The sequence below is a fragment of the Novipirellula herctigrandis genome, from assembly GCA_007859835.1.
Taxonomy (GTDB): domain Bacteria; phylum Planctomycetota; class Planctomycetia; order Pirellulales; family Pirellulaceae; genus Novipirellula_A; species Novipirellula_A herctigrandis.
On record SJPJ01000001.1, the window covers coordinates 3,039,639 to 3,051,755 of the forward strand.

A 12,117-nucleotide genomic window follows, 5' to 3' on the forward strand; every position below is an offset into this window, starting at 1 on the left:
CAGTTTCATTCAATGACAAACCCGCCGGTTTGTGAGACAATTAACGCAAGCGAGTGTTCAACAACGCGGTCGACTATGCCGACAGATTTTCCGGGAGCTTAGTGATGAAGTGTCTTTTCACCAATCTTGTCATCGTTGCAGCGGTGTTTGCGAGCGGTAGCATTGCCGATGAGCCGGTGCCACCAACGTACCGAGGGTCCTATTTTGTAAACGGTGAAATACACGTCAACACTTACGGATTGCCTGAAGGAAAACCCTTGACGACGGGGCACCATGATTTCAAGCCGTCTTGGTCCAAGACCGACGACATGCTTGTGTTCTTTCGAAGGCTTAAGAATGATCCGGTGGTGACCAATTGGATCACTGCGATATGCATTATCAACGTTGATGGCACCGGCTTCCACCAACTGACCGACGGCACTCATACCGAATTCAATCAGACTTGGACTCGAGACGCAACAAACACGCCAATTTGGAATCGAAAGAACCCCGAAACGAAAAGCTTTCATGTGATGCAGAGCAAAGTGGGTGGCCTTCCGGGTGAGGAAGTCTCACTTACCGACAAACATTATCACACATGGGCATACACGTGCCTTACCGATGGCAGGATCTTGGTCCAATCGGCACATCCAACATTAGGCTGGGGCTATTTCCTGATGACTCCGAGTGCCGACCATCAACCACGCTATGAGCGAATCGATTGTGAACTAGCCACCAAAGGGATACTGGACCGTGTAAGCATTTCACCGAGCGAGAAGCAGGTTTGCTTTGAGTACCAAACGGGATTTAAGCACAAAAACACGGGGCGCACGCTTTACATCGCTGACTTTGATTCAGACAAGCGAACAATAGCTAATGCCAAAGCATTTGCAAATGAAGCCGGGAACCCAGGATGGTTTGCATATCCCCGTTGGACCAAAGACGAGAAAGCAATTGTGTATCACGCCAACGAGACCGGCAAAGGCAAGCTTTTTCTATACACACTCAAAGATGGTTCCACAAAGCAAGTTTCAACCAACAACAACGCGGACTACCGATACCCTCACACCGAAGCCACCCCAAAGTAGTAAACGGTATGAACCAAGAACTCGATCGACGCGACTTCTTAAAACGCACGACTGTCGGTATCGCGGTAACGACCGCTCTAGCCTCAAACGCGGACGCGGAAAATTCCGAGACGGCAAACGACCAAACGATTCCGACTCGAGTACTTGGAAGAACAAAAGCGGAACTACCAATTCTTGGCTATGGTGGTGCTGCATTGCCGAAGGTGTGGGGGAATCCGCTTTCGACCGAAGATCGCGTCAAACTAGTTCGCTATGCATTCGATCGTGGCATACGCTACTTTGACACGGCCGGCAATTACATGGAAAGTCAATCGATCATTGGCAAAGCATTAAAGGATGTACGCAGAGAGACTTTTTTGGTCACGAAAGTGGAAACGACCAATCCAACCATGGTGCGAGTCGCGGTTGAAAAGTCGCTCAAGGAGTTACAGACCGACTATCTTGACACGATACTGATCCATGGCACTCCCGGCATCGAACAGATGACGGTCCCCCAGGCGATGGATATTCACGCAGAGCTAGTCAAATTGCGTGATGAAGAGATCGTGAAATCAATCGGTTTGTCAGCCCATTCCTATTTCGACAAGGCGTTGGCATTGATATCCACCGGTGGTTTCGATTTGTGCATGTTGTCGTATGGTTACATTCCACGCGGGTACGATCAGATTTTTTCTGCGCATGGGATTGAACAACGTAACGCCTGTATCGCCAAAGCATCCGAGTTAAACATGGGCATCGCTGCGATGAAGGTGATCGGCGCTGGCTTGCTCGGATCGTGGTCCAACTACATCGTCCCTGGCTTCGATAAAGTGCGTCTAAAGCAATTGCCAGCAGCGGCGATGCGATTTGTTCTGGATGATGACCGCATCGACATGCTTGTGATAGGCATGCGATTGAAGAGTGAAATTGATGCGAATATCGACACGCTGTCCGGGCAAACCCGTTTCACGGCTGACGACCGATCGCTATTGGCAGAGTTTTGCGAAAAAGCATACGAAACCGACGCCATCAAAAAGATGAAGATTGAATAGTCGCGGCACGTGGCTGCAATTTTCTCGGCATCACTCGACTTCGCACAGGATAATCCTTCGAAGATGCTCGATCGCGTCTTCTCTTCGATCAAGCTTCAAGCACAACTCAACAATGCGTTCTCTTAGATGCATTTGCACGGGGTAGTGCTCGGATTCTTCTAACAACGTCGAAAACAGTTCGACGGCTTCATTGGGGTCTAGTCGTTCGCTTGCTGCGTCAATCGCCTTGATCGCCATGTACATCGGATTGGAGCGCAACTCCATCTTCTTGTGCTCGAGCTCGACTTGGTGCATCTCCACGCCCATCTCCTTAGCTCGAATCTCCAACTCCATCGCGTGCCGTTCCAACTCCATTTCTCGCCGTTCCAACTCCATTTCTCGCCGTTCCAACTCCATTTCTCGCCGCTTCATCTCCATCGAATGCCGCTTCATCTCCATATCACGGTGCTCTAACTCTTCACGGTGCTCTAACATATCACGGCGTTCTAACTCTTCACGGTGCCGCCGTGCATCGATGTCACGGTCACGCTCTTGTCGTTCTCGCTGCTCAAGTTGCTCGTGAATTTCCGCTTGCTCACGACGCAACTGTTCGACCTCTCCTTCACGGCCTTCATGCATTGCCCGTTCAATCCGTTCTTCGATTTCTCGCATGTGCTGCTCGACCCGATCACGGTCACGCTGCTGAGCTAAAGCTGGCGGAGTCACAACCCAAGCCGAGGCGAGGCCAGCGGTGATTACGAAAATGGCAATTGCGTTGTACCGTTTCATCAGTTCATCCTTCGTAAGTGATAGTCGTCTGCCACAACACGGTAAAAATAATTCAATCGCATCGCGAGAGACCATGTCGGGGACTGTATGGGCAATCCAAAACGGGGCACTCATCCGAAAGGAAATAGCCTCGTTCCTCTGCGAATAGTAAACAACCGATTCATCGCTGAGTCTAACATGGCTGGCAACGGTTTACACGACTGAAATGTGTTTTTCGGATATTCCCCAGGCGGCGACGAGTCCATTTTCCCCACAGGGTCTACCGGGTCCCTACATCAATTTCCACCGTGCTCAAGCCTCATACTCTTCCCTTCTAGAATGATGTGATAAGGCAACGTCGATCACTTCTATCATCCTCGCAAGCGACCACTTCTACGTCGCCAAAAAGAAGAGCGAAACACAACCGACGGTCTCGAGTTAGAGTCGGATAATGCGAGAGGCACTTATGGGTGGGCGTCTTATGGCTTCTCCTGCCATATTCTTAAACAGGTGATAACATTAGGCTTGCCTTTTCAATGCACCGAATCACGAAGACCGGTGAGAGTTCCCACCATCGTAATCTAACCTGGAAAGACGCTCCCCAAGTCGCCGGGCTGACTGACACCACTGGCTTTCCAAGAATGGTAAAATCAAGTGCCCAAATATCGTGCCGAACAGCATCCCCCCCTTTTTGGTTTCTTTTTTAGATGAATTACGAATGCCTTATTTGTCAAATGAATGCCTTGCAGAAACGCATGGACAAATACGAGATTGCCGAGGAAAAACGCAATGGTTTGGTTAGCGAGTTGATTCAGGATATTGCCGCCATCGATCTCGACAGTAGTTCCTCGCCGGAGGTTACGCGCAGCCTTTTGGAAAGACTGATCATCAACTCGAATGTTGCTGACCCTTATGCGAACGAGAAACAGGAAAGCAACAGTGAACTAATGGGTCGTTACAGTGAGTTCAAAGGTATGGTCAATCAGGCTCATGATTCTTTCGACGCGGCATTGCGTCTGGCCATTGCCGGAAACATCATTGACTTTGGCCCGGACCATATATGGGACATAGAAGAAACCATTGACAGGGTTCTGAGCAGCGATTTTGCGATTGACGATTCGAAACAACTAAGAGCCGAAATAGCCAGTGCAAAAACCATTCTTTACCTTGGCGACAATTGTGGTGAGGTGGTTCTCGACAAACTGTTCATTGAAACAATAAACCACCCGAACCTGTGGTTTGCAGTACGCAACGAGCCTGTCCTAAACGATGCTACCGAAAAAGAAGCCATTGAAGTTGGAATCCCCAAAGTGGCCAAGCTTATTTCGAATGGAGATGGTGCTCCCTCAACCCTGTTGCACCGAGTCAGTAAAGAGTTTCTAGAGGTTTATAATTCCGCCGATCTGATCGTCTCAAAAGGGATGGGAAACTACGAAGGGTTAATGAACGAAACCGACTCCCGCCTGTTTTTCCTGATGATGATAAAATGCCAGGTCATCGGGCGAAATGTTGGTGCCCAAACGGGTGACTTCGTGGTGAAACGGTGTATTTCAAATTGATAAGAATCGAGCGAACGGTACGCCCTGCAACGGAGATCCGCGATAGCCACGGCCACAGCGATGCACGAGGAAAGGTTCGCTACATCGCTATTCTCAATTCGGTCTGCAACAACATTCTCATTTTCGACAGAACTACAATTGGTCAGTAGGAACCGGCTCGACTTCGCTCCCGTTCGCCAACTCCACAAGCGTTAAAACGCAAGAGATGAACATGAATGCCCAACGGAATTCGAATCTATCACGTCGCGAACTTCTGAAAGCCACACCGCTCGCGACGGCTGGATTGCTCGTTGCGAAATCAGATCTGTTAGGCGCCGAAGCAAACTCGGAATCGATGGTGAAACTAGCCAAGCAAGTTCGGCCCGATTTCCTCCTCGGGTCATTTGCTCACGGCCTTGATTTCACCCGAAACGACAACCCCGCGCATTTGGATTTTTTCCGCCGCAATTTCAACATCATGACGGTGGGTGTTTACATGACGGGGATGCAGCAAAAGTCGAGCAGATTTGCCTTCGAGAAGACCGATGCTCTGATCGACTTTGCCCATGAAAATAACATCAAAGTCTACTTACATCCGCTGATCGGTGGAGCAGTATACACGCCCAAGTGGGTCAACGATGGCAACTTTTCCTCTGAGAAACTGCGTCAAATCATGCGTGACCGGATCACCACGATCCTAAAACGTTACCACGGCAGGGTGGATTATGTGGATGTTGTCAATGAAGCTCTCACAGGAAAAGGACGAACGACCGACGGACAATTTATGTGGCAAGAGAAGGCCTACCGAGGTGACGATCATGTATGGATGAAAACGCTGGGCATGTATCAGGGAAAGAAACACCAATTCCCCCGCTACTTGGTTGAATCGTTTCGTCTTGCACGAGAAGCGGGCGGGCCAAACGCAAAACTAATTCTCAATGAATGGGACAACGAAACCACAACAAGTCCACGTGGCATGCCTTTCTTAGGTCTGATTGAGGCATTGCAAGAGGAAGGCATTCCGATTGACGGCGCCGGCGTGCAACTCCATTGTCGACTGAAGAATGGAAAACTTCATGGCTGGGTTAACCAACAGCCGTTGGATTTCGATGCCTTCGATGCGATGCTCAGACTCTACGAACAGGCTGGCATTGAAGTCCACATCACCGAATTCGACATCCATCTTGGCCCGAATCCCACGGAGCAGGATTTTGCATTGCAGGGGAAATATTTCGCTGAAATCCTTCAACACGCGATTGAGTCGCCTGCGGTAAAATCATTCAAGACATGGGGATTCACCGACCGGTACTCATGGAAAGCCGATGGCAAGGATGGTCACCCGTTGATGTTGGACGAGAACCTGAAACCGAAGCCAGCCTATATCCGCCAAGTTGCAATGTTGCACAATCTTGCCGCGGAACGCGACCGGAACCCGAATTAACGACACTTCACGAACCTGAACTCTGCCATCACGCGCCGCCGCTCAACGATTCAACAACCGGCCGCCTCCCAGCTGTTGCGAGCCAGGCAACATGAGCGTGCTGCCTACACACTCACCGCACCAATTCACTTTGGAGCTAGCTGCGAAAAACGCTGCGGATACGCCTAAGTCGACGATCAAAACAGCCCTGAGAATTGGTCACGTCGCAAAATAGTTGGTTCACCACTCGCGTTGCGTTATGCTCAGGGGACGATTATCGATCCCCCAAAATTGCAGCAGTGGAAAGACGATGAAATTGTTGACTCAAATTTGTCTACCCTTCGTAGTAATGATCGGTACGACGTCAGCCGATGACAACTTCACTCGCTTTCGCGGTGCGGATGCAACGGGCGTCGCAATCGACCATCCCGCCTTGCCCACCAAGTGGAACAAGACCAACAACATCGCTTGGGTCGCCGACGTTCCTGGGCAAGGATGGGGGAGTCCCATCGTTGTCGGTGAACGTGTTTTCGTGTCATCGGTGGTGGCGGATGAGGAGAACATCAAACCGCGAGGTGGTTTGTATTTAGGAGAAGGCGTGCGTGATCCAGCCAAGGGTATTCACCACTGGATGGTTTACTGTCTTGATCTGCGGACGGGGCAACAACTGTGGAAGCATGAATCTCATACCGGCCGGCCCTTGGTTCCACGACATCCGAAGAGTTCATACGCGGCCGAGACGCCAACAACCGACGGCCAGCGATTGTTCGTGCTGTTTGGCGATCTTGGGTTGTACTGCTACAGCCTTGATGGCGAACTTTTGTGGTCGCAAATGATCGAGCCGAAAAAGACTAACATGGACTACGGCGCCGCTGCATCCCCCGTGGTATATAACAAACAAGTGATTGTCGTTTACGATAACATCGAAGAATCTTGGATGGCGGCGTTTGATACCAAGACGGGCGAACAGCGTTGGCGGACGATTCGCAATGAAAGGATGTCGTGGGCGACTCCGTTTGTTTGGGAGAACGAAAAACGAACGGAGATCGTCGTGCCTGGTCAACGATTCAACCGTGGCTATTCGCTCGACGGCAGAGAGCTTTGGAGCTTCGATGGTGACATGTCGGTGTTGGTAATTCCATCGCCGTTTGCCGCACATGGCATGTGTTACATCTCTTCGGGCTACGTTGGTGACGCGCATCGCCCGACCTTCGCACTTCGGCCGGGTGCGAAGGGTAAAATTGCACCTGAAGGCGACTTTGAAAACTGCGAATTCATCCAGTGGTATCAACCAAAAACATCGCCTTACAACACGACACAAATCGTCTACGGCAACTATCTCTACACGGTCTATGACCAGGGTTTTATGACGTGTCACAACGCGTTGAACGGCGAAGAGGTCTACGGCAAGCATCGTTTTGCGCCCAAAGGATCGTTTACCGCTTCGCCTTGGGCATACGGCGGGAAAGTGTATTGCTTAAGCGAAAATGGACTGACGTACGCCATCAAGGCGGGGCCAGAGTTTGAGATTTTAGCAACCAACCCACTTAACGAGCTCTGCATTGCAACCCCGAGCATTGTTGGCGGCAAACTGCTGATTCGCACACAAACGAAAATCTACTGCGCCACAGACATCAAGGCTCAAGCGAAAACGAACACCAACAGGCCACCGGGAACCCCTGTTCGCAAGCGTCTGTGAAGACACGCAATGAAATGTCCTGGGATAAAAAGCCCTGTGATATCCACCAAAATTTCAGAAAGCGGACAGCGAAACTCCACGATGACATGGAACTGTAATAGAATGCTGGACTGCTTTCCTACCAAACTAAAGCAGTAAGCATGTGCGAATTTTGCACACCTGACTTTCTATCAGCCGCCTACCCTACGACCTCCACTCACTACACAACCTAAGACTTTTAGGGCAGTACATCATGAATTTTAAGCGTGCAATCGTTGGATTGTTGGCAGTCGTGTCCAGTAGCGTTTCCGCTTTCTCATTCGACGAAACGGAGACGGCAACAATTGAAAAACCAAATCTGGTGTTCATCATCGCTGACGACTGCACGTTCCGGGACATGAGTGTCTATGGTGGACAAGCTCATACACCGAATATTGAGAAATTGGCCAGCGAAGGCATCAAATTTGAAAGGTGCTTTCAAGCCGCACCGATGTGTTCGCCAACACGGCACAACATCTACACCGGTCTTTATCCAGTCAAAAGCGGTGCATACCCGAACCATACGCATGCCAATCCAGGCGTAAAGAGCATTGTTCAATACTTGAAACCCTTGGGCTACCGCGTGGCACTTTCTGGGAAGACACACATTGGTCCTCGCGAGCAGTTTCCGTTTGAGTACTCAAGCAACCAGAACAATCCGGACATGAACGTAATCGATACTCTTTTCGCCGAGTCCGTTGAAAACAAAAAGCCGTTCTGTCTGTTTGCTTGTTCGAACGAGCCACACTCGCCATGGAACAAGGGCGATGCGTCAGTTTATCCACCAGAGAGCATCAACTTGCCACCCTATATCGTTGACACTCCTAATGTGCGACAGAACTTCAGTCGCTATCTCGCGGAAATCACCTACTATGATTCTCAGGTCGGCGAAATCGTCGCGATGTTGGAAAAGCATGGGCTTGCCAATAACACATTGTTGATGGTGGTTTCCGAGCAAGGCAATTCCTTTCCGTTTGCCAAATGGACCTGCTACGACAATGGGCTGCAATCGGCGATGATTGTGCGATGGCCTGGCAAAGTAAAGCCTGGGACGGTGACCGATGCGATGGTGGAATATGTCGACGTTACTCCGACATTTATTGACGCTGCAGGAGGCGAACCGATTGACGGGTTGGATGGCAAGAGCTTCTCGGCAGTCCTCAAAGGTAAAACGGATAGGCACAAAGAATTCACCTACGGCATCATGACAACGCGAGGCATCATCAATGGCTCGGACGCCTATGCCATACGCTCGGTGCGCGGTCAGAAATACAAACTGATTAAGAATCTTAACCACGAATCCAAGTTCACCAATGCTTACACCAAATCGGCCGATTTCCAATCAATGGTCGCAAAGGCTGACGCCGGTGACGCCACGGCACGTAAGTTGGTCAATGCTTATCAACAACGCCCCGCAATTGAATTCTATGATGTTCAAGAGGATCCGTTGGAGATGAACAATCTTGCCGACAACCCAGAATTTGCTCAAGTCATCATGGGATTATCTAAGAAACTCGACGAGTGGATGATAGACCAGGGCGACGAGGGAGTGGCCACTGAATTGCGTGCCTTCGATCATCAGCGAAAAGGGAAAAACGCAAAAAACAAAAAGACACCTTCGAAACAAGCCCAACGAAAACAGAAGACTAAAAAATTGAATCAGTGATTGAAAAGTATCAGAGACATTTTGATTAAACGACTTAACAAGAAAATGAGACGGTGAATATGAAAATGTGGATGAGTGCACTGTTGGTCCTGGTCGTCGCTGGAGCACAGGCAAAGGAACCTACGATTGAACCCGGTTCATTTGAGAAAAAAGCAGCAAGACATTCGTGGGAGGTGAAAGCCGATCCAAAGATGCCAAACATGTTGATTTTGGGTGATTCGATTTCCATCGGCTACACACTTCCCGTTCGACAATTTCTAAAAGGAAAAGCGAACGTCTATCGTCCGCTAAGCGGCGCTGGCCCAGAGAACTGTGGCGACAGCGCAAAAGCGGTTGACAATATCGACCGCTGGCTGGCCATCGCGCCGAAGTGGAATGTGATTCACTTCAACTGGGGACTTCACGACCTCAAACGCATCGACGGCAAAAAGACCGGCCCAGAGATACCGCCGGCAGTTGCGATCACGGACTATAAAAAGAACTTGCAGATCGTCATTGACAAGATGAAAGCAACCGGTGCAAGGCTAATCTTTGCCTCAACCACCGCCTATCCCGCAGGTGTAAAACCTTGCCGTCTGCCAGAAGACGCAGTGAAATACAATGCAGCCGCATTGGAAGTCATGAAGCAAAACGGGGTGTTGGTGAATGACCTCTATGCATTTACAGCAAACCGCCTCGAAGAGCTTCAGAATCCAGTGAACGTTCATTTTTCGCAGAAGGGTTCCATTGTGATTAGCAAACAGATCGCCGAAATGGTTGCCAAGACAATGAATTGGGGAGACATTACACTTCCAAATTTTACGTCCTATTCCGCAGCGATAGAGGCGGGTAACGACTTAATCCGCAGCAAAGAATTCAATAAGGCCATCGGAGCATTCGAGGTCGCAATGGAACTTTCCAAAACGCCTCGTCAATCGGCGCAGGTATTGAAGAAGCTGGAACAGTGTCGTGCAAACTTGAAATAGCCGAAACGCAATTGGATGCATCAAGACATCGTGGATCCAGTCCAAGGCAGCCAACATGTCAATGTGCAAATTCCACATTTCACTAGGACAGAAAATACCAATATCCACGATCCAATCTTGACGCTCGTCAGATCGACACAGCGGCCATACACGAGCTATCGAAAAGTAATTAAAATCAACAAGCAATGCCGCGAAGGATTCGTTGCTTCGTCCACTACGACGACCTCGAAAGATAGAATTAACAAAGCACTCAGCACCGTTTGATCAGCGTGTCTCGCGCCCAATCGGGTTTCAGGCATGGTAAAACACGTTTCCATTACTCACTACAACGCCCCTACCTGTGAACGAATTTTCATGAAAAAACTCGCGATTCTCTCCATTCTTTTTAGCGTGTTTGTGGCTTCCGGTGCGGCGTTTTCCGCCGACCGTCCCAACATTGTCTTCATCTTCACGGACGACCATTGCATCCAGGCTCTTAGTGCCTATGACGACAGTCGCATCTCGACTCCCAACATGGATCGCATTGCCAAAGAAGGCATGCGTTTCAATCGATGTTATGTGACCAATGGCATCTGTGGCCCGAGCCGAGCCGTCATCCAAACCGGCAAGTACAGCCACGCCAACGGGTTCATCCGTAACGGAAATGTCTTCAACGGTGATCAGCAGACCTTTCCCAAGCTTCTTCAAAAAGTAGGCTACCAGACCGCCGTCATTGGTAAGTGGCACCTCGGATCCACACCCCAGGGCTACAACTACTACGACGTCCTCAAGGGCCAGGGGCCTTACTACAACCCACCCATGATCACCAGCGACGAGAACGGCCAACCCGTCACCAAGCCACACACCGGATACACGACCGAGATCATTGGCAACAAAGCCCTCGCATGGTTGGAACAAGGCCGCGACAAAGACAAACCGTTTATGCTGATGTTTCAACACAAAGCTCCGCACCGCAATTGGATGCCGGCGCCGAAATACCTCAACTGGCTCGATGACGTCGAAATTGCCGAACCGGAAACGCTCTGGGACGATTATACGGGCCGCGAAACACCGGCGGCCAACCAGGCCATGACGATCGCGACTCATATGAACGACAACGACCTGAAGCTTACCCAACCTAGAGGACTCACTCCGGAACAACTCAAAACCTGGAACGCTGCCTACACCGACAAGAATCAAGCCTACCTGGCGAAACGCGAATCGATGACGGAAAAGGAAATCATCAAGTGGAAGTACCAACGCTATGCCAAGGATTATCTCCGCTGCGTGAAATCGGTCGACGATGAGATCGGACGCGTTCTCGACTATCTCGATGCGAATAACCTCACAGAGAACACGGTCGTGATGTATTCGTCCGACCAAGGTTGGTACCTGGGTGAGCACGGTTGGTTCGACAAACGCTGGATGTATGAAGAGTCCCTCGTGACTCCGCTTTTGGCACGTTGGCCCGGCGTCATTGAGCCCGGCAGCGTTAACGAGAACGACATCACCTCTAACCTTGACTTTGCCGAAACTTTCCTCGAATTGGCTGGCGCGGACGTGCCTTCGGACATGCAGGGTGCGAGCCTCGTGCCACTGTTCAAAGGCAAAACACCGAAGGACTGGCGAACGTCCTTTTACTACCATTACTACGAATTCCCAGGTGCCCACAGCGTCAACCGGCACTTCGGCGTCACGAATGGAGAGCAAAAGCTGATCCACTACTATGGCCCTAACCACGACGGTGGCGAGATTGATACCTGGGAACTCTTTGACCTAAACAAGGATCCCAACGAACTCAAGAGCGAAGCGAACAATCCCGAGTACGCTGTGATCCGCAAGAAGCTTGAATCGGAACTCGAACGCCTTCGCGTCCTCTACGACGTTCCCGAAGATACACAACCCGTCCGCAAACCCCGCGTGCCAACGAAGAAAGGCAAAGACGCAAAGACTAAAACCAAGGCTAAATAGTAGAGTTTCCTCTGAT

General features: G+C 50.3%; 9 protein-coding genes. 8 read left to right on the forward strand and 1 reads right to left on the reverse strand.

What is annotated here, in order from left to right; genetic code table 11:
- The first annotated feature begins 104 nt into the window (after positions 1–104).
- Together CA13_RS11275 and CA13_RS11280 are read left to right on the forward strand one after the other, a co-directional pair.
- On the forward strand, positions 105–1,067 hold the full coding sequence (locus CA13_RS11275) for a TolB-like translocation protein (RefSeq protein WP_146396496.1): 963 nt from the start codon (positions 105–107) through the stop codon (positions 1,065–1,067).
- 8 nt (positions 1,068–1,075) lie between these two features.
- Positions 1,076–2,098 (forward strand): aldo/keto reductase, encoded by a 1,023-nt coding sequence (locus CA13_RS11280; RefSeq protein WP_146403604.1) that lies wholly within the window; start codon positions 1,076–1,078, stop codon positions 2,096–2,098.
- Between the two features lie 30 nt (positions 2,099–2,128).
- Here the strand turns inward: CA13_RS11280 and CA13_RS11285 are convergent, their stop codons facing one another.
- The gene (locus CA13_RS11285) at positions 2,129–2,866 is read right to left on the reverse strand and encodes a hypothetical protein (RefSeq protein ID WP_146396499.1); all 738 of its coding nucleotides are present in this window, start codon (positions 2,864–2,866) and stop codon (positions 2,129–2,131) included.
- Positions 2,867–3,552: 686 nt separating this feature from the next.
- Between CA13_RS11285 and CA13_RS11290 the strand changes: the two genes are divergently transcribed.
- The 6 genes from CA13_RS11290 (at position 3,553) to CA13_RS11315 (ending at position 12,101) form a co-directional block, all read left to right on the forward strand.
- On the forward strand, positions 3,553–4,404 hold the full coding sequence (locus CA13_RS11290) for a damage-control phosphatase ARMT1 family protein (RefSeq protein WP_146396502.1): 852 nt from the start codon (positions 3,553–3,555) through the stop codon (positions 4,402–4,404).
- Between the two features lie 211 nt (positions 4,405–4,615).
- Complete coding sequence (locus tag CA13_RS11295) at positions 4,616–5,824, forward strand: endo-1,4-beta-xylanase (RefSeq protein ID WP_419194196.1); 1,209 nt, start codon at positions 4,616–4,618, stop codon at positions 5,822–5,824.
- 289 nt (positions 5,825–6,113) lie between these two features.
- Complete coding sequence (locus CA13_RS11300; RefSeq protein ID WP_146396508.1) at positions 6,114–7,502, forward strand: outer membrane protein assembly factor BamB family protein; 1,389 nt, start codon at positions 6,114–6,116, stop codon at positions 7,500–7,502.
- A 232-nt stretch (positions 7,503–7,734) separates the two neighbouring features.
- On the forward strand, positions 7,735–9,186 hold the full coding sequence (locus tag CA13_RS11305; protein ID WP_146396511.1) for a sulfatase family protein: 1,452 nt from the start codon (positions 7,735–7,737) through the stop codon (positions 9,184–9,186).
- A gap of 71 nt (positions 9,187–9,257) precedes the next feature.
- Positions 9,258–10,151 (forward strand): SGNH/GDSL hydrolase family protein, encoded by an 894-nt coding sequence (locus CA13_RS11310; protein ID WP_419194197.1) that lies wholly within the window; start codon positions 9,258–9,260, stop codon positions 10,149–10,151.
- A 354-nt stretch (positions 10,152–10,505) separates the two neighbouring features.
- A complete protein-coding gene (locus CA13_RS11315) occupies positions 10,506–12,101 on the forward strand; it encodes a sulfatase family protein (protein ID WP_146396514.1) in 1,596 nt (531 codons plus the stop codon).
- Positions 12,102–12,117 lie beyond the last annotated feature (16 nt).